The 23,490-nt window shown below is 68.6% G+C and carries 23 protein-coding genes; 12 read left to right on the top strand and 11 right to left on the bottom strand.

Features of this window, described 5'->3' with window-relative positions:
* Positions 1 to 209 precede the first annotated feature (209 nt).
* Positions 210 to 1,148 (top strand): patatin family protein, encoded by a 939-nt coding sequence (locus tag ACIHAX_RS26270; protein ID WP_355073534.1) that lies wholly within the window; start codon positions 210 to 212, stop codon positions 1,146 to 1,148.
* Positions 1,149 to 1,326: 178 nt separating this feature from the next.
* On the opposite strand, the gene ACIHAX_RS26265 is transcribed toward ACIHAX_RS26270, so the two are convergent.
* Positions 1,327 to 3,291, bottom strand: a complete 1,965-nt coding sequence (locus ACIHAX_RS26265) for a protein kinase (RefSeq protein WP_364433223.1) — start codon at positions 3,289 to 3,291, stop codon at positions 1,327 to 1,329.
* A gap of 170 nt (positions 3,292 to 3,461) precedes the next feature.
* Positions 3,462 to 4,895 (bottom strand): serine/threonine-protein kinase, encoded by a 1,434-nt coding sequence (locus ACIHAX_RS26260; protein WP_397280120.1) that lies wholly within the window; start codon positions 4,893 to 4,895, stop codon positions 3,462 to 3,464.
* A gap of 183 nt (positions 4,896 to 5,078) precedes the next feature.
* Between ACIHAX_RS26260 and ACIHAX_RS26255 the strand changes: the two genes are divergently transcribed.
* Positions 5,079 to 5,423, top strand: coding sequence for a hypothetical protein (locus ACIHAX_RS26255; protein ID WP_355073528.1), 345 nt, complete (start codon positions 5,079 to 5,081; stop codon positions 5,421 to 5,423).
* 24 nt (positions 5,424 to 5,447) lie between these two features.
* On the opposite strand, the gene ACIHAX_RS26250 is transcribed toward ACIHAX_RS26255, so the two are convergent.
* The 3 genes from ACIHAX_RS26250 to ACIHAX_RS26240 form a co-directional block, all read right to left on the bottom strand.
* Positions 5,448 to 6,689: a beta-propeller fold lactonase family protein gene (locus ACIHAX_RS26250; RefSeq protein WP_397280118.1), complete on the bottom strand. Its 1,242-nt coding sequence runs from the start codon at positions 6,687 to 6,689 to the stop codon at positions 5,448 to 5,450.
* A 126-nt stretch (positions 6,690 to 6,815) separates the two neighbouring features.
* Entirely contained in the window at positions 6,816 to 8,150 is a 1,335-nt protein-coding gene (lat, locus tag ACIHAX_RS26245) for an L-lysine 6-transaminase (protein WP_364433233.1), read from the bottom strand.
* Between the two features lie 64 nt (positions 8,151 to 8,214).
* Entirely contained in the window at positions 8,215 to 8,667 is a 453-nt protein-coding gene (locus ACIHAX_RS26240; RefSeq protein WP_039796222.1) for an Lrp/AsnC family transcriptional regulator, read from the bottom strand.
* Positions 8,668 to 8,779: 112 nt separating this feature from the next.
* Between ACIHAX_RS26240 and ACIHAX_RS26235 the strand changes: the two genes are divergently transcribed.
* The 6 genes from ACIHAX_RS26235 to ACIHAX_RS26210 all read left to right on the top strand — a co-directional run bounded on the left by ACIHAX_RS26235 (position 8,780) and on the right by ACIHAX_RS26210 (position 13,148).
* Positions 8,780 to 10,309 carry an aldehyde dehydrogenase family protein gene (locus ACIHAX_RS26235; RefSeq protein ID WP_397280116.1) on the top strand — a complete coding sequence of 510 codons (1,530 nt, stop codon included), beginning with the start codon at positions 8,780 to 8,782 and terminating at the stop codon, positions 10,307 to 10,309.
* 208 nt (positions 10,310 to 10,517) lie between these two features.
* Complete coding sequence (locus tag ACIHAX_RS26230) at positions 10,518 to 10,895, top strand: DUF4258 domain-containing protein (protein WP_355073518.1); 378 nt, start codon at positions 10,518 to 10,520, stop codon at positions 10,893 to 10,895.
* A gap of 62 nt (positions 10,896 to 10,957) precedes the next feature.
* Entirely contained in the window at positions 10,958 to 11,041 is an 84-nt protein-coding gene (locus tag ACIHAX_RS26225; RefSeq protein WP_364433334.1) for a toxin C-terminal domain-containing protein, read from the top strand.
* A gap of 1 nt (position 11,042) precedes the next feature.
* On the top strand, positions 11,043 to 11,426 hold the full coding sequence (locus ACIHAX_RS26220) for a hypothetical protein (RefSeq protein ID WP_364433241.1): 384 nt from the start codon (positions 11,043 to 11,045) through the stop codon (positions 11,424 to 11,426).
* An 18-nt stretch (positions 11,427 to 11,444) separates the two neighbouring features.
* Positions 11,445 to 11,741, top strand: coding sequence for a hypothetical protein (locus ACIHAX_RS26215; protein WP_397280113.1), 297 nt, complete (start codon positions 11,445 to 11,447; stop codon positions 11,739 to 11,741).
* Positions 11,742 to 11,804: 63 nt separating this feature from the next.
* Positions 11,805 to 13,148 (top strand): DoxX family protein, encoded by a 1,344-nt coding sequence (locus ACIHAX_RS26210; protein ID WP_397280111.1) that lies wholly within the window; start codon positions 11,805 to 11,807, stop codon positions 13,146 to 13,148.
* A 13-nt stretch (positions 13,149 to 13,161) separates the two neighbouring features.
* On the opposite strand, the gene ACIHAX_RS26205 is transcribed toward ACIHAX_RS26210, so the two are convergent.
* Positions 13,162 to 13,602, bottom strand: a complete 441-nt coding sequence (locus ACIHAX_RS26205) for a DUF2511 domain-containing protein (protein WP_397280109.1) — start codon at positions 13,600 to 13,602, stop codon at positions 13,162 to 13,164.
* A gap of 76 nt (positions 13,603 to 13,678) precedes the next feature.
* Between ACIHAX_RS26205 and ACIHAX_RS26200 the strand changes: the two genes are divergently transcribed.
* Positions 13,679 to 14,728: a glycosyltransferase gene (locus tag ACIHAX_RS26200; protein ID WP_364433249.1), complete on the top strand. Its 1,050-nt coding sequence runs from the start codon at positions 13,679 to 13,681 to the stop codon at positions 14,726 to 14,728.
* Here the strand turns inward: ACIHAX_RS26200 and ACIHAX_RS26195 are convergent, their stop codons facing one another.
* From ACIHAX_RS26195 to ACIHAX_RS26175, 5 genes are read right to left on the bottom strand one after another with little or no spacing between them, the layout of a single operon-like run.
* Positions 14,729 to 15,604, bottom strand: coding sequence for an ATP-binding cassette domain-containing protein (locus ACIHAX_RS26195; protein ID WP_397280106.1), 876 nt, complete (start codon positions 15,602 to 15,604; stop codon positions 14,729 to 14,731).
* 17 nt (positions 15,605 to 15,621) lie between these two features.
* A complete protein-coding gene (locus ACIHAX_RS26190; RefSeq protein ID WP_397280104.1) occupies positions 15,622 to 16,395 on the bottom strand; it encodes a hypothetical protein in 774 nt (257 codons plus the stop codon).
* Positions 16,392 to 17,006 carry a hypothetical protein gene (locus ACIHAX_RS26185; protein ID WP_397280102.1) on the bottom strand — a complete coding sequence of 205 codons (615 nt, stop codon included), beginning with the start codon at positions 17,004 to 17,006 and terminating at the stop codon, positions 16,392 to 16,394. Before ACIHAX_RS26185 ends, ACIHAX_RS26190 begins: the two co-directional genes overlap by 4 nt.
* Positions 17,003 to 17,902 (bottom strand): hypothetical protein, encoded by a 900-nt coding sequence (locus ACIHAX_RS26180; protein WP_355073498.1) that lies wholly within the window; start codon positions 17,900 to 17,902, stop codon positions 17,003 to 17,005. Before ACIHAX_RS26180 ends, ACIHAX_RS26185 begins: the two co-directional genes overlap by 4 nt.
* A complete protein-coding gene (locus ACIHAX_RS26175; RefSeq protein WP_355073496.1) occupies positions 17,899 to 18,468 on the bottom strand; it encodes an RNA polymerase sigma factor in 570 nt (189 codons plus the stop codon). Before ACIHAX_RS26175 ends, ACIHAX_RS26180 begins: the two co-directional genes overlap by 4 nt.
* A 256-nt stretch (positions 18,469 to 18,724) precedes the next feature.
* Between ACIHAX_RS26175 and ACIHAX_RS26170 the strand changes: the two genes are divergently transcribed.
* The 3 genes from ACIHAX_RS26170 to ACIHAX_RS26160 all read left to right on the top strand — a co-directional run bounded on the left by ACIHAX_RS26170 (position 18,725) and on the right by ACIHAX_RS26160 (position 23,479).
* Complete coding sequence (locus ACIHAX_RS26170; protein WP_281875328.1) at positions 18,725 to 18,901, top strand: gallidermin/nisin family lantibiotic; 177 nt, start codon at positions 18,725 to 18,727, stop codon at positions 18,899 to 18,901.
* A 76-nt stretch (positions 18,902 to 18,977) separates the two neighbouring features.
* Positions 18,978 to 22,091, top strand: a complete 3,114-nt coding sequence (locus ACIHAX_RS26165; protein WP_397280099.1) for a lantibiotic dehydratase — start codon at positions 18,978 to 18,980, stop codon at positions 22,089 to 22,091.
* The gene (locus tag ACIHAX_RS26160; protein ID WP_364433266.1) at positions 22,088 to 23,479 is read left to right on the top strand and encodes a lanthionine synthetase C family protein; all 1,392 of its coding nucleotides are present in this window, start codon (positions 22,088 to 22,090) and stop codon (positions 23,477 to 23,479) included. The genes ACIHAX_RS26165 and ACIHAX_RS26160 overlap by 4 nt, the downstream gene beginning before the upstream one ends.
* Positions 23,480 to 23,490: the final 11 nt, after the last annotated feature.

Here is a 23,490-nt window from a genome sequence, read left to right as displayed (position 1 = left end):
GGGGTGGGGGCCCGGGCCTTGCGGTCGTGGGGGGCGGGGCTATCACGCCGGCCACCTTTGTGGGGGAGAAAATGTATACCCGGGCGCAGCCGGGTAAACGGGCGGGCGCGAACCTGGAGGTTCGCGCCCGCTCCTTTGTTCACGCGGCGGTCCCTCCGTCGTCACGCCGCTGGACCGATACGCATACCGTGGTGTCGTATCGTGATCCGGTGACCAGCTCGACAAGTCTCTCTCCTGTCGCGGAAGTGATCCGCGCGCGTCGTGCCACGGGCGGCCGTGCCGACGGTCACCGCCTGGCGCTGGTGGTGGAGGGAGGCGGCAGCCGGGGCGTGTACTCCAGCGGCATGGTGTCCGCGCTGGAGGAACTCGGACTCGCCGGGATATTCGATGCCGTATACGGCACGTCGGCGGGCGCGATCAACGGCGCCTGGCTGTTGTGCGGGCGCGCGATCCCCGGCATGCGCTCGTGGACCGATCCTGCCATCATGCGCCGTGCCATCGACCCGGCTCGGCTGCTGCGCGGGCGCCCCGCGTTCGATCTGCGGTATCTCGTGCATCAGGTGTACGACGGCATCGAACCGATGGACTTCGAGGCGATCCTCGCCAACTCCACGACGTTCCATCCGATCGCCACCGATATCCGGACCGGGCAGGCGGTCGACCTGCATCCGCACATCACCGACAAGCGGACGCTCATGCGCGCGCTGCGCGCGTCGGCGGGCCTGCCCATTCTGGCCGGACCTCCGGTCGCCCTGGGCGGTTCGGCCTTCTTCGACGGAGGTCTCTCCGAGACCGTGCCGATCCGCACCGCGGTCCGAGCGGGCGCCACCCTCGCCTTGGTCCTGCGTACCCGGCGCGTGGACGAACGGCGCCCGGCCGCGTCGCGCCTGCACCAGCTCGTCGGCGGCGGTTATATGCGCGCGGTGGCCCCCGGCGCGTACCGGGCGTGGCTCGAACGCCCCCGCCAACAGGACATCGAGGATCGCGCGCTCGCCGAACTCGGCGACTCGGTACTGCAAATCCACCCGCCCCTCGGCTCTCCCGACATCGACAGCGCCGCCCGCGACACCACGCTGCTGGCCGCGGGCCTGCGAATCGGCCGCCAAGCCGTCCTCACCGCGCTGTCCGCCGTCCTCCCAGCCGCCTGAGCGGGCTCGCCGCTTCCCATCCACAGCGGGCAAGCCGAAGCATCGCGGACCCGCATACAGGTGGCCGAGCTCGACACCGCGCTCGCCGCGCCGTGCAGCGGAGTCACCCCGGTAGCGAGGTGTTCGGGCGGAGAGCATCCGTTTCCGGATCGGCACCGGCATCGCCGCGCGAAGACGTTCAGCCGAGGGCGACTCGGACGCCGTTGGACAGAACGAAGTCGTGGAGTTCCAAATGGTCGGGAGTGACCGTCGGCGGGAGGTCGAAGACGAGTTGGGTCGTGGCGGATTGCCCGGGGCGCAGCTCGAAGGAGTAGCCGAGGCGCCGTTGGGTGTTCTGCCACATGGTGGCGGTGGCGTTGTGGTCGAACAGCGTGTTCTGCGTGTCCAGCAGGCGCTGGCCCAGCGGCAGGAACCACTTCGATTCGTCGGAGATATTGCGGACGGCCAGCGTGACGATCAGAAACGAACCGGCGGCCGTCTGCAATCCGATGCGTGACACGCCCGCGTCGACCTTCGTGACGACGAATTCGAATTTGCCGTCGCGAACGGGAGTGCCCATCGGCGCCACGGCAGCCGGATCGGTCACGGGGTCGTCCCGGGACGGTCCGGGTTGTTCCACCGCCACCGCCGCGGGCGGCAGGGTCGGTGCGGGCGTGCCGGAGTCGCCGGCTCTGGTTCCCGCCGCGATCAACGCGACGCAACCGGCCGCGAACGCGAACGGCGTGAGGAACACCACGATCAGCGCGCCGATCAGCTTCGACAGCAAGCTCCGCCGACGTCGGGGGATCGCGGCGCCCGGCCGCTGGGGAACCGACCGCCGACCCGGACGCGGGACCGCCGGGAAGACCTTGCGCGCCTGCGCCCGGTACGGCGGCGCGACCGGGCCGGGCTTCGGGGACAGCACGCGTGCTTGCAGGGCGAGCAGTCTGCCCTGCCAACCTGGCTGTCCGCCTCCAGCGGCGTACGGCGCGTTTCGATACCCGCCTGCTGAATATGGCTGCCCCGCAGCGGGGTGACCAGGGACGGCCGACCGACCGGCATATCCCCGCACCGGCGGACCCGATTGCGGAACGTCCTTGCCCGGGGTGGGAATCGGCCCAGGGGTGACCGTGGACCAGTCGAGCCTGGTCGCCACGAGCGTCGGCGTCGGGCCTGGCTGGGGCATGACTTTGGTCGGGGTAGGCGTGCGCCGTGGCGGTGCACTCGGCGCTTCCGAGAAACGCTCTGCCGCAGAGGCTCCAGCTGACGGACGCGGCGAAAGGCTCTCTTGCCCAGGGAGACCGCCGTCGCCACCAGCACGGGGCGCTGGCGGCGGCACGGCTCGCGAGTCGGGAACGCCGATCGCCGACCGCGCGGCTGCGGCGAATTCCCCGGCGGTCGCGAATCTTTCGTCCGGCTCCTTGGCCAGACCGCGGGCGATGACGGCATCCAGAGCGGCGGGGACAGCGGCGCACACCGAACCGGCTCGCGGGGGCGTCGCCATCAGATGGGCGTGCATCTGCTGTGCGGGGTCGGTGTCGCCGTAGGGCCGGCAGCCGGTCAGGCACTCGTAGAGCACGCAGGCCAGCGAGTAGACGTCGGCGCGTCCGTCCACCTTCCCGGTGAACCGCTCCGGAGCCATGTACGCCAGGGTGCCGATCGCCATGCCCGTGGTGGTCACGGCGGTCTGGCCGAGCCCGTGCGCGATGCCGAAGTCGATCAAGTAGGTGAAGCCGCTGGGGTGCACGACGATGTTCGACGGTTTGACGTCGCGGTGCACCAGTCCGCGCCGGTGCGCCACATCGAGCGCCGCGGCGACGTGGCCGATGACGCCGACCGCGACGGCCGGTGGCAGCGCTCCCTCGGCCAGCAGTTTGCCCGCCAGATCCGTGCCCTCGACGAACTGCATGTCGATGTAGAGCCGGCCGTCGATCTCGCCGAACCGGTGGATCCGGGGTACGTGCGGATCGCGCAGTTGCGCCACCGCTTCGGCTTCACGCTCGAATCGCTTGCGATATCCCGCGGCGGCGGCGAGTTCGGCAGGCAGGAGCTTCAACGCCACCCGCCGCGCGGCCACCGTGTCGTAGGCGAGCCACACTTGCCCCATACCGCCCTTGCCGAGCAGTCGCTCCAGCCGGTAGCCCCCGAATCGCACCTCCCCCATCGCGAACCTCCAGTCAGCGTTGACATCTGGCCGATCCGGCCTCCCCGCGGCGCGGAACGAAAATCAGCAGGTCACCGCGCGAATGCCGTAAGAATGGCCTTCTTCGGAGCGTAACCCCGCCCCGCGTCACACACCACTGTGGGCTCGACGACAGTCCGGCAACGGCCCGCCTACTTGCCCGGTTTGGGCTTGTCCCTGCCATGTCCCTGGTTCGCGTGATCCGGCTTGCCCCGGTCGTGCTTGTCGCCGGAATACTGCTGCCCGGGTCCGTTCGAGTCGTCGGCGTTCCGCACGGCGACACCGCCGGACGCGGGCGACGCGGGAAGCCAGCTGGGGCGGCCCGCCGACGGAGTACAGGTGAGCACCAGGCCGTCCACAACGACGCTGTGCACGTCGACCGCCGGATCGCACGGCTGGCCCGCGCCGGGCAGGACCACGATGGGCGCCGAGATCGGCGCAGGCGCGGCCGGGGCTTGCGACGGCGGGTTCGACGGTGTCCCGTGGTCCTGGTTCGACGACGGCAGCGGCGTTGTCGCCGGTCCCGCGTCGGCCACGTCCGGCCGTCCCAGCCACAACGCCCCGGCGACCGCCGCGGCGAGCGCCCCGAACGACGCCAGCGCCAGGCGCGGTCCGAGGGACGTACGCGTACCGGACGAGACACCGGTCGTGGGCGAGACACCGGTCCGGGGCGAGACACCGGTCCGGGGCGAGACGCCGGAGGTGGCCACCGCACGGAGCGGCGGCAGTACGACGGTCGGCACCGCGGAGGCGAGTTCGACCGTGTTCACGTCCCGGCCGGTCAGCGCCACGTGCGCGGCCGAAGCCAGTTCCCCCGCACTGGACCAGCGCTGGTCCGGGTCCTTCGCCATGCCGCGCGCGATCACCGCGTCCAGTGCGGGCGGGAGGGCCGGATTCAGCGCCGATGCCGACGGCGGTGCTTGCATGAGGTGGGCGCGCAACAGGCGTGGCGGCTCGCCGTCGTCGAACGGCCGGTACCCGGTCAGGCACTCGAACAGCACACAGGCCAGCGAGTACTGATCCGAACGTGGGCCCGTAGCCCGGTCGAACCGCTCCGGCGCCATGTAGGCCAGCGTGCCCACCACGTTGCCGGTGGCGGTGATCGCGGGCTGGTCGCTGCGGTGCGCGGTGCCGAAGTCGATCAGATAGACCGTGTCGCCGGGCGTCACCATGATGTTGGACGGCTTCACGTCGCGGTGCACCAGGCCCGCACGGTGTGCGATGTCGAGCGCGGCGGCCGTCTGCGCGATGATCTCGATCGCCCGCTCTGGGTCCAGCCGCCCCGAACGCCGCAGCAGCGCGGCCACGTCGGAGCCCTCGATGAACTCCATATCGATGTACAGGCGGCCGTCGAGCTCGCCGAACGAATGGATCGGCACCAGGTGCGGCCCGCGCACCTGGGCGGCGAGCCGAGCCTCCCTGGTGAACCGCTGCCGGAATTTCGGGTCCGCCGCGTACGCGGTGGTCAACAGCTTCAACGCGACCGCACGGTCGGTCGTGGTGTCGTGCGCGAGCCAGACCTCACCCATGCCGCCGCTGCCCAGCAACCGATCGAGGCGGTAATGGCCGAACCATAGCTCGCCCATATCGATAGAACCTCCCGCTAGCCTCTTCCTCATGATCGAGCTACCCCAAATCCGGTTCGTTACCGCGAAACGCGCAAAAGCGACGTGGCGGCCATCCGATCATGTCGCAGCGAGGCCGTTCGGCGTCGCGGAATTCGGCGGAGTGCCCGCCGACGACTCGCGCGGCGGAACGGCCGAACGCTGATGGAGCCGATCGAAATCAACGCGGGCGCCTGGTATCTGCGCGCCCTGCGCGCCGACGACCGCATCGACGACCGCCCCGCCCTGGCCGCGGGCGGCATCACCGAACCGGACTACGTGGCCCGGCGCGGTGCGGGCTGGGCGGAGGAGACGCACTTCTCCTGGGCGGTCTGCGAACCGACCACAGCCGAGCTGGTCGCCGAAATCGGGGTGACGCCCGAGGCCGACGGCACCGCGAAGGTGAGCGGATGGGCGCGCCCCGGCTACGAGGCCGCTTTGGACGCCGGGCTGACGTCCGTTCAGCGCTTCGTCGAAGGCGGTCTGGGGTTGCGTCCGGTCAGGTCCTGACCGCTGCGCAGGCCGGGCCGAGGGTCAGCGCATGACGCCGGTGTGGCCCGTGGAGTAGCGGCCCGGCTGCGGCCAGATCGTGAGTCCGTGTGGCCCTTTCCCTACCGGGATGCGAGCCAGCAGATTCCAGTTGACGATGTCGATGGCGTACACCTCGTCGTGGTGCCGGCCGGACGCCCAGAAGACGCGACCGTCGGCGGAGATGTTGCCCATGTCGGGACTGCCGCCGCCGGGCACGAACCACTTGCGCACGAGCCCGTTCGCCGCGAAGTCCCACACCGAGACGCTGCCTTCGTGCCGGTTGGTGATGAGCATCTGCGCGGAATCGCGGGTGATGTAGAGGCCGTGGGTGCCCTTGCCGGTCGGCACGAATCCGGTGTTCTCGAAAGTGTGCGCGTCGAACAGGTAGATGCCGTCGGCGGTCATGTCGGCGACGAAGAAAGTGTGGCCGTCCGGGGACAGCTTCACGTCCTGCGGCATGCCCGAGCGACCGCCGGGCAGATCGACCAGCTTGACGACTTTGCGCTCGGCCACGTCGAAAACCAGCATGCGGCCGTTGAATTCGCACGAGACCAGGGCGAAACGGCCGTCGGCCGTGAAGTCCATGTGGTCGACTCCGGCGCAGTCGGGCACCGCCATGGCGTGCGTCTTCTGCCAGGTTCGCGGATCGTAGAAATCCAGCGACTTGTCCGCCTCCGCGACCACGAGCGCGTACCGGCCGTCCGGCGTGTAGTACATGTTGTAGGGATCGCGCACGGGAAACGGTTCGCCCGGCTTGCCCGTCCTCGGGTCGATCGGCAACAGGCTGCCCGCGCCGATCGGCAGATCGTTGGTGACGTAGAGCGTCTGCAGGTCGTACGACGGCACGACGTGTTGTGGTTCCGAGCCGCCCGCCGCATAGGTGTCGATCACTCGAAAGGTCTCGGGATCGATCACCGAGACCGTGCTCGACTTGCTGTTGGGCACGTAGACGAGCGGGCGGTGATCGGCCACGGTGGGGCTGAGCTCTCGGTCGGCCACGTACACGTCGGTCGCTGAGAGCGGCGGCGGCATCCCCGGCAGCGGATCGGTCATGTGCGGTGGGAGCACGCCTGCAGTGGGGGCCGCCGCGGCGGCCGGGGTCGCGACGGTGATCTGGGCGTTCCGGCTCTGCTCGGCGCCCACCGTGCCGGCGTCACCGGCCGCGCAGCCGGCCGGCGCCGACAGCAGCAGCATGGAGACCACGAGGTGGGGCGCGCAACGCCGAAACATCCGCTGTCGGTTCACCTGCTGCACCTTGTCGGAGCGTGGTGAAGACGAGATGACATGGGTGCGAAGCCTAGGAGCCGAATCCGGAATTCCGGCGCGCCCGCGCCGGAGTGCACCGGAATGTCCGGATCGAACCTCCGTGCGTTATGCGAGGCTGGTCAGCACCCGATCCAGCGCGTCGACGGCCTCGTCCAGTTCGGCGCCGGTGACCGTCAGCGGAGGACGGAACCGGATGCCCCGCTCGCCGGTGCCGAGGATCAGCACGTGCTCGCGCTCACGCAGCGCGGTGAGTACCTCGTCGCGCAGCCGGGAGGACGACAGGGTGATCGCGCACATCAGGCCGCGCCCGCGCGGCTCGCTGACATCGGCGTGCCGGGCGGCGAGCGCGCCGAGCCGTTCGAGCAGGTGCGCCCCCAACGGCCGGGAGCGTTCGATCAGCGCGTCCTGCTCCAACACCTCCAGGGTGCGCCTGCTGCGCACCATGTCGGCCAGGTTGCCGCCCCAGGTCGAGTTGAGCCGGGAGCTGACCGCGAAGACGTTGTCGGGTACCTCGTCCACCCGCCCGCCCGCCATGACGCCGCACACCTGGGTCCGCTTACCGAACGCGACGACGTCCGGCGCCAAGCCGAGTTGCTGGTAGGCCCAGGCCGTTCCGGTCATGCCTACGCCGGTCTGCACCTCGTCCAGCACGAACAGCGCGTCGTTCTCGTGACACAACCGTTGCACGGCCTGCAGGAACTGTGGACGCAGATGCCGGTCGCCGCCCTCGCCCTGGATCGGCTCGGCGATGAAACACGCGATGTCGTGCGGGCTTTCCTCGAATGCCCGCCGCACCTGGGTCAGCGCGCAGGCCTCCGCCTCCTCGACGTCGAACGCGTCGGTGAGATAAGGCGACTTGACGCGCGGCCAGTCGAATTTCGGGAAACGCGCGGTCTTCACCGGATCGGTATTGGTGAGCGACATGGTGTAACCGGTGCGGCCGTGGAACGCGCCGGTCAGGTGCAGCACTTTGGCGCCGAGTTCCGCTGGGCGGCCGTGTGCTTCGTTGTGCCTGCTCTTCCAGTCGAACGCGATCTTGAGGGCATTCTCCACCGCGAGTCCGCCGCCATCGATGAAGAACAGGTGCGGTAGCCGCGGGTCGCCGAGCACCCGCACGAACGTCTCGACGAAGCGGGCCATCTCGACGGTGTATATGTCGGAGTTGCTCGGCTTGTTCACCGCCGCGGTGAGCAGCTCGGCCCGGAACTGGGCGTCCTCGCTCAGAGCGGGGTGGTTCATGCCCAGCGCGTTGGACGCGAAGAAGCCGAACATATCCAGGTAGGGGCTGCCGTCGCGTTCGTCGACGAGGCGGCAGCCACGGGAACGGGTGAGGTCGAGTACCAAGTCGAAGCCGTCGGCCAGGATGCTCGCCGACAAGATCTCGTGGACCCGGGCGGCGGGGGTGACCGCCGGGCGGGTGCGTTCCAGTTCGATGGTCACGCCCTGAGGGTACGTAAAAATTTACGGAACCTCTACAACATGGCGGATTAATTACACCGAATCGTCACCTGTCGTAGAATGTCTGCAGGATGATGGTGCTCCTGGTGCGCACATTGGCGGTGGCTCTGATCTCTTGGAGCAACTGCTCGAGGTGCCGAGGGGACGCCACGCGCACCAGCAGGATGTAGCTCTCCTCACCGGCCACCGAGTGGCAGGCCTCGATGCCGGGGATGTGCTGCAACACCGCCGGCGCGTCATCGGGTTGCGACGGGTCGAGAGGAGTGATCGCGACGAATGCAGACAGCAGCTGGCCGAGGGCTTCCGGATCGACGTGCGCGGTGTACCCGCGGATCACACCGCGCGCCTCTAATCGGCGGACCCGTGACTGCACCGCGGACACCGACAGACTCGCCTTTTCGGCCAGGTTCGACAGAGTGGCCCGTCCATCGGCCATCAGTTCACGAATCAGCAGGCGATCGATGTCATCGAGTACGGGTCTTGCCGGTGTATCCGCCATCAGCGAAGGCTAACTCAGGCAGCCCGCCTCGTGTCCGGAACCTGACCTCCACCCTCCCGCTATGTGGGACAGACACGCCGCGACGCGGCCGAAAGGTATGGCGGAACAACAGATGACCGATGTACTCGACGACCAGGCCACCCAGCGACTCGCCGCCCGCGCGGAAGCGGTGCTGCGCCAATTGGGCGCGCCGCCATCGGAACCCGGCGATCTGCCCGCACGCACTCCGATCACCGGAGGGCAGCTGACCACCGTGCGATCCAGCTCGCTCGACGAGGTCGACGCCGCGATCAGCCGGGCCGCTACCGCCTTCCGCGCCTGGCGCGGGGTTCCGGCGCCCGTCCGGGCCGGGGTCGTGCGCAGCCTCGGTCGGCTGCTCACCGCGCACAAGAGCGACCTGGCCGAGCTCGTCACGCTCGAGGCGGGCAAGATCCCCGCCGAGGCCGCGGGTGAGGTACAGGAGATGATCGACGTCTGCGAATTCGCCGTCGGTCTGTCCCGGCAGCTGTACGGCCACACCATGCCCTCGGAGCGTCCTGGCCACCGGTTGATGGAAACCTGGCATCCGCTCGGTGTGGTCGGGGTGATCTCGGCGTTCAACTTCCCGGTCGCGGTCTGGGCATGGAATACGGCGATCGCGCTGGTCTGCGGCGACACCGTGGTGTGGAAGCCGTCGGAGACGACGCCGCTGACCGCGCTGGCCTGTCACGCGCTGCTGCGGCGGGCGGCCCGCGAAGTGGACGCGGACCCCGAGATCCATCAATTGATCCAGGGTGCGAGCGCCGTCGGCTCCCGCCTGGTCGACGACGAGCGGGTAGCGCTGGTGAGCGCGACCGGCTCGGTGCGGATGGGTCGGCTGGTGGCGCCACGGGTGGCCGAGCGGCTCGGGCGCTGCCTGCTGGAACTGGGCGGCAACAACGGCGCGATCGTCACCGCGTCCGCCGACCTCGACCTCGCGGCGCGAGCCATCGTGTTCGCGGCGGCGGGCACGGCCGGGCAGCGCTGCACGACACTGCGCAGGCTGATCGTGCACCGAAGCGTGGCCGGCCCGCTGCTGGACCGACTCGAACGGGCGTACCGGCAACTGTCCGTCGGCGATCCGTTCGACGACGGGGTGCTGGTCGGGCCGCTGATCGACGGCAAGGCATACACCGGAATGCGCGCGGCGCTCGACAAGGCCGTGACCGACGGTGGCGAACTGGTCTGCGGCGGCGAGCGAGTCGATGGGTTCGGTGACGACGCCTACTACGTGCGGCCCGCCATCGTGCGCATGCCCGCCCAGACCGCGGTGGTGCGGGAGGAGACCTTCGCGCCGATCCTCTACGTGCTCACCTATGACGACTTCGATCGCGCGATCGCCCTGCACAACGAAGTGCCGCAGGGCCTTTCGTCCGCCGTCTTCACCACAGACCAGCGCGAGGCCGAACGCTTCCTCGCCGCCGACGGATCTGACTGCGGGATCGCCAATGTCAACATCGGTACCTCGGGCGCCGAGATCGGCGGCGCCTTCGGCGGCGAGAAGCAGACCGGCGGCGGCCGCGAATCCGGCTCGGACTCCTGGAAGTCGTACATGCGCCGAGCCACCAATACCGTGAACTACTCCACCGAACTCCCCCTCGCCCAAGGCATCGAGTTCGGCTGAACGCCACACCCCTCCCCGGCTGCCACATCTGCGGCGGCTGCCACATCCTGACCGGCTCGGCTGCCATGCGGGTGCCATAAACCGCATGGGCCGACGTTTCCCGAGCCCAGCGGGGGCACTATGGGATCCGCTGTGGGTGGGCAGCCCGGTTCGGACGCCACCCGGCCACCGGGCGGTAGCGCGCCCGAAGTCATTCAGGAGGGGAACTATGCGATCCATCATCCGCGCGGCCGCGGCACCGTTGGCCGGCTTCGCCATTCTGCTGTCCGGCATACCGTTCGCGGCGGCGGCTTCCGCCGTCGTTCCGGGCGCGAGTTCCGCCGTCGTCCTGAGCGAGCGGCCCGCGACGGTGACCGAGATCGACTTCGACGCGGTGGCGGGGCGCCGCCCCCACTACATCGCGGGATACACCGATCACGCACGCCAGCGAATGGCCGAGCGCCGGATCAACGAGGATCAGGTCGAGTCCGCCATCTACAGCCACTACGAGGGGCAATGGCAGCCCGAGCACCGCACCTGGCTGGTGACCTGGGGCGGAGTCTCCGTGGCGATCAACGAGGACGCCTACATCGTCACGGTGATGTAGCGGTCTTCCGAGCCGGCAACTGCCGATGACAGCCCGCATGTGTGTGGCGCTCGCGGCACCCGATGGCGAGTTCCCCGGAAAGGCTCGCCTCGAAGGACACCCGGATGGGGACGTACGACGAAAACCTCAACCGGATTGGTGACTGACTTGGATCGTCCGAACGACCGGATCCCGGCTGCTCCGGCCGCCGCCGGAACGTGGCAAATACGCTTCGAACCGGGGATCACGAAGGAGAACGTCGAGCGTATCGCGGATTACGCGGTCGCAGAGGGCATGGCCCCCGCGGACTCGGCGGCTTTCCTCCGGACGGGGCGAGACCCGCGGTTCTGGTTTTCGGGCGTCCTCGACAGCACCGAAGTGGATGCTTGCCGCCAGGTCTTGCGCAAGGTGGTGAACAACGAGCCGACGGCCGACCAGGACCTGGCACCGATCCGCGGGCTCATCCAACGGTTCGACGACTGGTTGCGAGACCTGGCGTATCCGCGCGAGGAAATCTATGACGCGGACGACAGTTTCTTCGACTTCGACTGACACGATTGGAGCACCATCATGGCCGAGCCCGCAGCGCAACGGTGGCAGATCCTCTTCCCGGACGGCCTGACCGAAGTGCAGGTGGCCCGGTTGGCCCGGTTCGCGGCCGACAACGGCATCGACGAGCCGATGCACGGCATCGACGACCGGGCGACGTTCCGCTATGACTACGACCGGGCGACGGTCGAGCTGTACCGCCACATCTTCCAGAAAGTCCTCGACGGCGCCGCACTCACCGCGAGCAATCAGCTCGTTCTCATCGACTTCCTGGCGGAACTCGACGACTGGCGCACGGCGTCCATCGCACCGGACTGACTCGCCCGCCCCGCGGGCGCTGACCGCGCTCGTCGGCACCGGCGAGCGCAGGATCGAGATCGAATGACGGTGATCATCGCTGCGCAGCCGCGTCAGGAACAAGACGATGCCCCGGCGGTGCGCGCGTGGCACCCACTGACGCGCATCGCACTCCGCTTCTGTTTCGGCTATTTCGCTCTCTACTGCTTGTGCACCCAGGTGATCAGCCCCTTGCTCGGGTTCGTGAGCAGACCGTCCGCGGGACTGAGCGCAGGACTGCTGCCCGCTCCCCTCGTGGACTGGGCCGCCGCGCATGTCTTCGGCGTGCACGAACCGCTGGTGCACGAAGCGACCGCGAGTAGCGACCGGACCTACGACTGGGTGCTGCTGTGCTGTCTGTTGGTCATCGCTGCCGTGGCCACCCTCGTCTGGTCCGTTCTGGATCGCCACCGAGCTGCCTACCCGGCGCTGCTCGTCTGGTTCCGGCTGTTTCTGCGGTTCACGCTTGCGGGGCAGCTGATGCTGTACGGCACAGCGAAAGTGTTGTTGACGCAGATGCCGTCACCACCGTTGACCACGCTGGTGACGCCGTTCGGCGAGCTGACGCCGATGGGGTTGCTCTGGTCGTCGGTCGGCGCCGCACCTGCCTACGAGATCATGATCGGCAGTTTCGAAGCCATCGGCGGCATGCTGCTCGTGCTGCCGCGTACGACGACCCTCGGCGCGCTGCTCGGCACCATCGGCTTGACCCAGGTCTTCGTGCTGAATCTGACCTACGACGTACCGGTCAAGTCGATGTCGTTACATCTGTTGTCGATGAGTGTCTTCCTGCTGGCGCCAGACCTCGGCAGGCTGCTGAACGTGCTCTTGTCCCATCGACCGGTCGGGCTGTCGACCCTGCCTGCACTGTTCGAGACCCGCCGATTGAACCGCATGGCATTGCTCGGACAGATACTGCTGGGGCTGTGGATCGCGATCCCCATTGCGCAGGACTGTATGGCCGCGTGGAGCGAACATGGCGGAGGGCGACCGAGGCCTCCGATGTACGGAATATGGCAGGTGGATCGGCTGGTATCGGACGGCCGTGAGGTGCCGCCGCTCGTCACCGATGACCGACGCTGGCGGCGCGTGTTCTTCGAATACCCCAGCGAGTTCAAGGTGCAGCGTATGGACGACTCCATCACCGTCTACCGAGCAACCGTCGACGTGGCCAACCATCGGTTGGATCTGAGCCGGTACGACTCGCCGAACGTCATCTCGACGCTGACGCTCGAAATCCCGACAGCGGACAGCGCGCGATTGTCCGGCACGCTCGAGGGTCACCGCGTGGAGATCGGGCTTCGGCATCTCGACACAGGCACATTTCCATTGCTGAGCCGCCGGTTCCACTGGGTGCAGGATTACCCGTACAACCCGAACAGCCGCTGAGCCACCCGACTTCCTAGCCCGCGAACTTGCAAAGCGCCAGCGCGCGGCTGCGCAGGGCGCCGAGACTGATCTTGTCGCCCCCGGCACCGTTCGCGCGAAGGGGTTCGATACTGGCCAGCCCGGCTTGTTCTGCTCTTTCGTTGAGCGCGTACGCCTTTCCGTCCGGAGCGACGAACACCGCAACCTCGCCCGCGCGGCATTCGATGGTGCCGTGCGCGATCGTGAACGGCCACAGGTAGCCGAGGTTCTCACTGGCCACCGCTTGGCTGTTGGATGTCGGCTCGGGCACCGGAACCGGATTCGGATGATCCGGGTCCTTGGCCCCCGAACCGCCACCACACGCCGCGACGGCCAATACACCGCAGGAAACCACACCGATCACTAGACGCCGAATCATCGTCCCCTCCTCCGAGCACAGTGGAATTCTTCTATCCATAACGTTGCGCACTGCCATCTTTCGGTTCATGAGCGGCGATGGCAGCCGCGGCGAATAAGGTCGAGAACAGGCCCCACCCGACCCAGGAGAGTTGTTGTCCGTTCACCGGCCGTCCCGGATCGATATCGTGTGCGCGACGTTCAACCGTTCCACGGCGATCCGGGCAACGATAGACAGCGTACTGGCGCAGACCGTCGCCGACTGGACGCTGCTCGTCGTCTCGGACGGCTCCACCGACGACACCGACGACGTCGTCCGCGCCTATCGCGACCCGCGGATACAACTGCTGCGCGTCGGCCCCTACGGGCACCCCGGAGGGCCGCGCAATGCGGGGGTCGCGGCAGCGACGGCGCCGTATGTCGCGTACCTGGACCACGATGATCGGTGGTCACCGACCCACCTCGCGACACTGCTCGGGCTGCTCGACGGCGGCGCCGCACTCGCTGCCACCGGCTGCATACGGGTCGACGAGTCCGACGCGGAGCTGGATCGCAGTGGCTTCACCGATCTGATCTGGCATCCCGAATTGCAGACCACCAATGCCATGTTCGAGCCGACCCGCGTCGGTCACGTGCGAAAGCTGCTGGCGGAGGTCGGTTACTGGACGACCGAACACGCCGGATACGAGGACTGGGATCTGTGGTTTCGCTCGGCCCGGCACGGCTTCGACTTCGCGGTCGCCGCCGAGCGCACCGCGCTCCTCACGGTCGGCCCGCACACGAGGCGCAACGGACTTCGCCCGCCGCAGGCGGTCGTACTGCAGTGGGTGGACAGCCAGGCCGAGGCCGAAGCGGTTCTGCAGGCCATCGGAACGGACGAACACCGCAGTGCCGCCCGCGCGATTCATCTCACCGAACTCCGCGATTGGTATGCGGCTCTTGCTGATTCCAGCCGCTACCGCACGGCAGAGGGCATAGTCCGCGACGAGGTCGACGACAAGCTACGCGAGTTCTTCGTTCAACAGGGGAAACACTGTCTGCTGGAGGAGCTGGCTAGCACGGCCGTGGGCGGCCGATACGCCATCCTGCTTCCGCTGTGGTGCGCCACCGACCAGCACGCACAAGCGATCGGTGGTGTGCTGCGTGCCCGGTTCCCACGTCAGCACGCTTACCTGAGGACACTCACCGGCGGCGCGACGGCGTGATCACGGCGTCCCCGCCCTGGCGGTTCGCAGCAGAGCGATATAGCCGTCGTCCAAGGTCGGAGCAACCGGACGCGAGCCGGGCGGCGGCGTCGGTCCGACGATCCGGTACTCCGGTCCCTCGGCGGTGCTGGTGACGTTCACCACGGTGAAGTCGCCGCGCGGCTCGTGGGAGGCGCGCACCAAATGCGTCCGGCCCTCGGCCAGGGCAACCAATCCGGGCGTCGTGCCGTGATAGGCCATCCGGCCTTCGGTCAGCACGGCCGCCATCGGGCAACTGTGCGCCACGTCGTCGAGGATGTGGGTGGAGAGGACGACGATCCGATCGCCGCCGAGCCGGCCGAGCAGAGCGCGAAAGCGAATCCGCTCCTCGGGGTCGAGTCCGGCCGTCGGTTCGTCCACGATGATCAGCTTCGGGTCCCCGAGCAGTGTCTGCGCGATACCGAGTCGGCGTTTCATGCCACCGGAATACCGGCCGATCCGTTGCGCACCGGCCGAATCCAATCCGACCCGCTCCAGCAAGCTGTCGATCTGGGACCACCGGTTCCGTTTGTCGTCGATGCCTTTGAGCAGAGCGACGTAGTCGAGGAACTCTCGTCCGGTCAAGTCCGCGTAGAGCGTGAGCTCTTGCGGCAGATAACCGAGCAGCCGCTTCGCGGCGGTGCGTCCCGCGGTGGTGGACAGGTCGTGGCCGCAGACCGATACCGTCCCCGAGGTCGGCCGAATGGTTCCGGTCAGGATCCGGATCAGGGTGGTCTTGCCTGCTCCGTTGGTGCCGAGCAGTCCGGTCATGCCGTCGAGGACGGTCAGGTCTATCTCGTGCAAGGCGACCGTGCCGCCTCGATAGACCTTGGTGACGTTGCGCAGGGTGATGGTCATCCGAACTCCATTCCAGCTCAACGGTTCTCGGCCAGCAGCAGATGGCCGACGAGAAAGGCGAGTGCCGTGGTCGCGAGGGTGATTCCGAGCGCGGCGACTCCATGGAGGAAACCGGGCGCCGGATGCAGCCAGTCGCCGTCCTGACGGGCCAGCGTGACGTCCAGCCATTGCGCCGCTTGGTAGTCGCCGAGCGGGGACAGCACTGTCCTGGCCACCGTCGGGAGAGGGATCAGTGGCGTCAGCACCGTAGCCCAGTACCAGAACGGTAAGAGCAGCACGCGGACGACGGTGCTGGGCAGCAGCAGGCTCGCGACGTTGGCCAGGACGGTGAGCAGCAGCGATCCCGGCGCCACGATCGTCAGCAGTCCGACTGCCGCCGCAACCGACAGCTCCGGCTCGCCGGTGGTGATAGTCAGCCACGCGCCCATGGCCGACAAGACGAGCGCGCTGGGAATCGACGCGACCAGCCATGGCCCGAGAAGGACACCGAGAGACCTGATCCCACCGCCTGCTGGGGTGGCCCCGAACAATTCACGCAGACCGGGTCTGCGCTGCCCGGCCAAGCGGTCGGCCAGCGCGATGGCGATGCCGAGGGAACCGAGGAAATTGATCAGCAGAGCGGTGTCACCGATCGCGGCCATCTCCCCGCTTCGGTTCCGGCCGTGCGGAAAGCCGCCGAGTACCATGATCAACGCGGTGAGCGGGAGCAGCGACAACCACAACACCCGCTGCCGGAGTGCGAGCGTCGCCTCATAGCGGATGGTCGCGCCCAGCCCCAGGAAGGCGCTCATCGGTGTGCTCCGCGCAACTGTGCCTCGCTGTCGGTGACGCGCAGGAGGGTCGGCCGGACGCACGACGCCGCGAGGGCGAGCAGTAGCACCGCCTGAGTGTGCCGCGCGACCTCGCTCAGCAGCAATAGTTTGACCAACCACACCGTCGTGACGACGGCGGAGGCTCCACTGGTGGAACCGAAACCGGCGCCGACCCAAGTCGCGATGCTGATCAGCGCGAGCGCGAAGACCAGATTGCCCGCCAGGACGGCGGGCCCATCGGTGATCATCGCGGACAGGCCGCTCAGCACCACGGCGCAGGCCGTCGTACCGAGGACGAGTGCGACCCGCCGCCCGACGGTCACCGGGTACGGCGTCGGCACACTCAGCTGCACCTCGATCGACCGCTCTCGCCCTACGGCTGTCGCACAAGCCAGTCCCGCCACCAGCGGGATGGCTTCGAACGCGGCGCTCCACAACACTTCGTCGGCGCCGAACACGGCCGACGCGAGGGCGATCAACGCGGCCACCAGCAGCGGAAGGGCCAGCACACCTCCCCCGCAGCGGCGAGCTTCGTACAGCCAGATCGGATTCATATCGTGGTGGTAGCGGGTCGGCGCGAATGGGTTCATCCGACCACCGCGTCGTATCGCGGCCTGCTCATCCCGACCGCGGCGACAACCAGCAGCAGCGCCGCGAGCACGAGCGATGCCGTCGAGGTGGACCACAGTGGCTCGATCAGCGCGCCGATTCGTCGCGCCGGACCGGCATCCGAGGACGCGGCGGCGCCGAGCAGCCATACGACTGCCCCGGCCACGGCCCCGATCTGCGCGGAACTCCAGACCGCGCAGACGACACCGACCGCCGAGGCGAACATCGCCGGACCGAGCCAGCCCGCGATCATGGCCGAGACGTCCGACGCCGCGCCCAGGCGGTTCGCCAGCACGGAGGTGAACAGCGCGAGCGCGGTGTCGGCGAGCAGAACCAGCACCAGCCTGCACGCGAACACCACGGCGGGCGGGATGGGCAGAGTGCTGAACAACTCCAGCCGCGGATCCGATCGCGATCGGCACGCGGTCAGGGTTCCGGCCTGGAACACCAGGGTTACCGCAAGGCCGAACACGGTCGGCGCGGACTCGCTTCGCTTCGTCAGCACGGCCCCGACGACGCACCCCACGAAGCCGAGCACGCTCAGCACGAGCAGCGCGCGCGGCAATAGGCGCAGCTGTGCGCGCACCAGCGCCGCGGCCACCGACAGCGCCCCGGGCCATCCGAGGGCCCGCGCTCGCCTCGGCGTGGACCACGGCATGCCGAGGGCATCGCCGAGCAGCGCATCGAAGGAAGGGGTGCGGAACACACCGGCCGATGCGGCGGAGACCTGCCGCGCGGCGACTGCCACGTTCTGCCAGCCCTCGGCGCGGGCCTGACAATCAGGACAGGCGCTCAGGTGCGCGGCGGCGGCATCGTCGCGTCCACCGACCAACTGGTCATCCGAAAGATGCGGCCCCCATGAGATCGGGGAAGTCACTTCTCACCTCCATATCGGGTGGACAGGTCGGCGGTGGTGCCGGCCAACGCCAGCGCCAACCGCTTACGGGCATGGGACATCCGGCTCTTCACCGTGCCGACCGGGATACCGAGGATCGCGGCGACGTCCGGATAGGACAGGTCGTCGACCAGGACGAGCAGCAACACCTCACGCAGATGCTCGGGCAGTTCGCGGATTCCCGCGACGAGATCGCCCCTGGCGGCATTGGCCAGGACGATGTCTTCGACGGTGCCGGTCCGGTCGGACAGTTCCGCGGTCTCGTCCAGATCGACCGTCACCAGCACGGACTTGCGCAAGTAGTTGTGGGCCTGACGCTTCGCGACGCCGAACAGCCAGCCGCGCGCCGACGACTCGCCGCGGAAGCTGTCCGCCGAGCGCCAGACGGCGAGCCAAGTCTCCTGCAGGATCTCCTCGGCGACCCCGCTCTGCGTCGTCATCCTGCGAACCAACCGCAGCATCGTCGGCGCGTGCCGCTCGTAGAGCACGCGCAAACATGCCTGGTCCCCCCTTGCCACCGCGGCCAGCAGCGCTTCGTCCGAGTCCACACCCACTTGTGTAGCGGTCGGGTTCCGAATGGTTCAACCGCGGCGGGGGCGACATCCGCGCGGCGGTGCCCGGCGCATGTTGGCAGCCCACGGCGCGGCTGCCAGATACCGATCGCGACGTTGTACCGCCGCAGGGGCGCTGCTTTTCTCGATACCCGGGGGGACAGCACCGGCCGCAGGGCCCGGTGGGATCGCTGGGCCTCCCTCGGCCGAGTCGTTCGATCGGCCGGGCACTCGCCTCAGAAGGGAGAACACCGTGAGTACGGCGTCTGTGGAACCGGTGGAGACAGTGGAAACCGTCGACCTGTTCGATCTCGACATCCGTGTGGGTGTCGGCAACATCCAGGGCAACGCGGCGGTCACCAGCTGGTCGTACTGCACCCCCGGCTGCACCAGCTCGGGTGGCGGCAGCGGCTGCAGCCACTGCTGTTGATCCGGAGGTCCGGGTCGAGCACCGCCGCTCGGCCCGGACACCCCACATCGTCGAACACTTCGAAGGAATTGGGCTGGTGTCGGATTCGATCTTCCGCGCATGGGACGTCTTCCTGCTCCGGGCTCCGCTGCGCGTCGGGGGCAGCGGTTTGCCGACGACGGGCAGCCACCTCGACATCGTGCGAGCCGCGGTGGCGGACCACGAGCTGCGCGCCGCGATCATGCTGGCGACGCCGAGTCTCGGCCGCCTGCTCGATCGCGTCCACCGTGGAGAGCACGCGGAGATCAAGGCGAGCCAGTTGCGTCGCGCCGCCCTGGCGGTGCTGCGCTACGACATCAGAACACGCACGCGACCGACTCCGTTCGGGGTTTTCTCCGGTGTGGCGGGCGGGCGCTTCGGCTCGTCGGCAAAGCTCGATCGCGGCACCGCCCACCGCACCAGGACGCACCTCGACATGCAGTGGCTCCTCGGTGTCGTGCACGACTTGCAGGACCTTCCGGAGTTGTTGCCCCGCTTGAGTGTTCGTGCCCACCCCGCGCTGACCCGCCGCGGCGAGCGGGTCGTGCTCGATTGTCCGTCCCCGCTGGGTGCGCCACTGGACGGAGCGACCCGATCGGTCGTCTCGATACGCGACTCGCCCGTGGTGGAGGTGGTGCTCAACGCGGCCGCGCGCACCGTCGCGGTAGGTGAGCTCACCGCGACGGCCGCCACGCGGTTCGGCGCCCCGCCGACACGTGTCGCCGAATTGATCCGAATGCTGGTGGAGCAGGAATTCCTGCTTACCGATCTGCGGCCGCCGCTGGACGGCGGCGATCCGCTGTGCCATGTGATCGAGGTTCTCGCCGAGATCGACCAGCCTGCGGCGCCGATCGCGAACGCGTTGCGCGCACTGCGCGACATCGACGAGCACCGGCGGTCGAGCGACCGGCTACCACTGGGTCCCGGTACCGCACGGCTGATCGAGACAGCCGACTTGGCGCGCGAATTCCACGCCCACGAGACGCCACTGCACATCGACACCGCCTTGGATGTCGAGGTTCAGCTCCCCGACGAGGTACGCACCGAAGTCGAGCGGGCGGCGGCGCTGATGTGGCGGATGTCGGCACCCAAGCTCGGGCTCGCAGCGCTGCGGGACTATCACGAGAAGTTCCTGGAGCGCTACGGTACCGATCGGATCATCGGCATCCGTGAACTCCTCGATCCCGCCCGGGGCCTGGGTGCGCCCGCCGGATACAGCTGGCCGAACAGTGAAGAGGCGGCGGAGCGGGCGATCGACCGTGACGCGTCCCGGATTCGGTTGTTGCACCGCCTGATCGGCACCGCCCTGCGTGATGGCGCCCGTGAGATCGAGCTGTCCGACGAGCTGCTCGACGAGCTGATTCCCGGCGACGAGCCAGCCGCCGACGTACCGAACTCGTGCGAGATCACCTTCCACGTCATCGCACGATCGCTGGACGCGTTGTCCGCCGGTGACTTCCGTGTCGTGGTAGCCCCGAGTCCAGGCTCGCACCACGCCGGAGCGACCCTGGCCCGGTTCGCGGACCTGCTGCCGCCGGACCTCCGCGCGGACGTCGCGGCGGAGTCCGGCGCGATTCCGGTCCATGTCACGAATGCGGCCCGGGTCGATCTGTCCTTCATGCCCCGGTCCGGCAAGGCCGCGAACCTCGCGCATTCCACGGCGCACAGCGGTGTCCGGATCAGCGTCGGTCTGCCCGATGCTCCCGGTATCGACGAAATCCCGCTCGCCGACGTGGCCATCGGCGCGACGACGGAGCGAATATGCGCGATACATTTGCCTACCGGCCGCGAGATCGTTCCAGTGCTCAACACCATGATCAGCCCGATGACGCAAGCGCCCAACGTCTCCCGGCTGCTCTGGGAGATCGGGCTCGAAGGCCAACGGTTGTGGGAGCCGTGGACCTGGGCCGGCTTGTCGGAGCTGCCGTTCGTGCCGCGCGTCCGGCACCGCCGCCTCGTCCTCGCGCCCGCGGTATGGCGTATGGACGCGCTGATCGATGTGCCCGAATCGGAATTCGCCGCCGCGGTCGATCAGTGGCGCCGCGAATGGCGGGTGCCGGATCGAATCCTGGCCGTACAGATGGATCAACGGCTGCTGTTCGACCTGACCGATCCGGCGCATCTGGAACTGCTGTGGGACGAGCTGCGCAAGGACCCGGCCATCGTCGCCCACGAGGTGCCCGGCGACGACGACTTCACCGACGGAATCCACGGACACGCGATGGAGGTGGTCGTCCCGCTGTCGCGCCGCGATGCACGACCGGCCCGATCGCCGCACGGCGGGTACCTGGAACCGGACCGCCGACCGGCCGGACTCGGAAGCGACTGGCTGTCTCTCGCGTTGTACCTGCCGGCGTCGCGCCAGAGCGACTTCCTCCGCGTTCACTTGCCGGAACTGGTCGAGCAGGCACGCGGGCATGGTTGCGACCGCTGGTTCTTCATCCGGTACACCGACCCCGACGGGCCGCATCTACGGGTTCGCTTCCACGGCGTGCCGGACGAGATCTGGGGCGCCGTCGTACGCCCGCTCGGCCGGCGACTCGACGACTTGCACCGCGGCGGTCTGATCCGAGCTCATCGCCTCGACCAGTACGACGCCGAAACCGAACGATACGGCGGTGCGGCGGCGATGGCCGCAGCCGAGCGGGTGTTCGAAGCCGACAGCGAGGCCGCGATCCGCTTCCTGGATCTGGTCGAGGAGCCTACGTGCACCCATTCGCTCGACGCATTCGCGGCGGTTTCCGTCGCTGCGATCGCTGACGCTTTCGGGTTGCCAGAGGCGGACCCGGCAGGTCACGGCGCCCGGAGCGACGACGCGGCGATGGCCTGGCTGTCGCTGACGGGCTCACGCAAGACCCTGCCCGGCACATACCGGCTGGATGCGCAGCGCTGGCGCGGGATCGTCGACCCTTACGGCGGGTGGAGCACGCTGCGCGCCGACCCGCACGGGGCGGCGGCGCTCGAAGCACTCCGGCCACGAGACGCGGCCGTCGGCGAACTGCGCCTCGCGTCAGCGGGCAGCAGGACACGGCCCCACCGGCTCATCGGCAGCCTGATGCACATGACCTGCAATCGGCTCTTCGGTGGGGACAGCGATCGGGAGCGGGCAGCCGTCGCCATCGCCCGCGGAGCGGTGCAGGACAACTTCAACAGGAGGAACTACGCGCGATGAGCAACGTCGATCAGCGGCAGGTCGGCTCGGTGGCCGAGCGGGCCGCCGAAATAGTGTCGCTCGTTGCCGCCCGTCTCCGCGACCCCGCCGCCGTCGCCGGCATAGCCGGCCGTCCGGACAACCGCGATCCCATCTACGGCGCCGGCATGTGGGGCCCGACGACCTTGTCCAACGGCCTGCCGGGTACGGCGCTGTTCTACGCGGAGTTGGCCGCGAGAATTCCCGATTGGTTCAGCGTCACTCATCGGCATGTGCAAGCGGCGGGGGCCGTGCTGCCCGATCAACCGAGCCGGGGCCTGTACGCGGGACCGGCTTCCTTGCTGGCGGCCACCCAGACCTGCCGCGACCACTATCCCGGTCTGCGGCGCAGGCTCGCCGCGTGGCTCGCCGCTGATCAACTGACCCGGCTGCGGCAGTGCCGAGCCGCGCCGGGACCCGGCATCTCCTGGGAGTGCTACGACATCGTCAACGGCTTGTCCGGCACGGCACGGCTGCTGCTCGATTCGGTCGAGGATCCCGTCGAGAACGACACGCAGGTCGAGCACGCCCTGCGGGAGACGCTCGGTTACCTGGTGACCATCAGCCGGCCGATCACCGTCGATGGCCATGAAGTACCTGGTTGGTGGGTCCCCGCAGCACGGCAAGCAGTCGAGCAGGACCGCCGCGACTACCCGCGTGGTGACTTCAATCTAGGTCTCGCGCATGGAATTCCAGGGCCGGTCATGATCATGTCGCTGGCCCTGCGCCGTGGCCACGAGGTGCCGGGACTGCGAGAGGCTCTGGTGCGAATGGTCACGTGGTTGATCCGGTGGATACGCACCGACGACCAGGGCACGTACTGGCCCTGCCGAGTCGGATTCGATGACGAAGTCGCCGCCGCACCGCCGCGCAGCCTGTTCACGCGGACCGCCTGGTGCTACGGCGCGCCGGGAGTCGCGGCGGCGGTACACCATGCGGGCGAAACCCTCGACATCGCCGAGTGGCGCCTGCACGCTGTCCGTGCTCTACACGATGCCCTCGCCAGGGACGAATCGCGCTGGACCCTCGCGGGGCCGACGGTATGCCACGGTTACGCGGGCTTGCTGCAGATCGTCCATCGAATCGGCACGGCAGAGCGGGACGACGTGCTGCTCGGCGCGAAAACCCGTCTCGCCTCCACCATTTTGGCCATGGCGGATGCCGACGCGCCATTCGGCTTCCGGCATCCGATGCGGTATCCGCGGTCGGCGCCGGGGCCTACGGAGTTCAAGTTGCTGGATGTCGCCGGGATCCTCGAGGGCTCCGCGGGGGTGGCGTGCGCGCTGTTGTCGGTGATTCCGGACGGGATGCTCGGCACTGCGGCCGAGGCTCCCGCGCGTCCGTGGGATCGCGTCCTGGCATTGAGCTGAAAGGTGCACTT

This window comes from Nocardia sp. NPDC051929 (assembly GCF_044548645.1).
Lineage (GTDB): Bacteria > Actinomycetota > Actinomycetes > Mycobacteriales > Mycobacteriaceae > Nocardia > Nocardia sichangensis.
The sequence above is the reverse complement of the archived record's forward strand: the minus strand, read 5'-3'. Positions and strand labels throughout refer to the sequence as shown.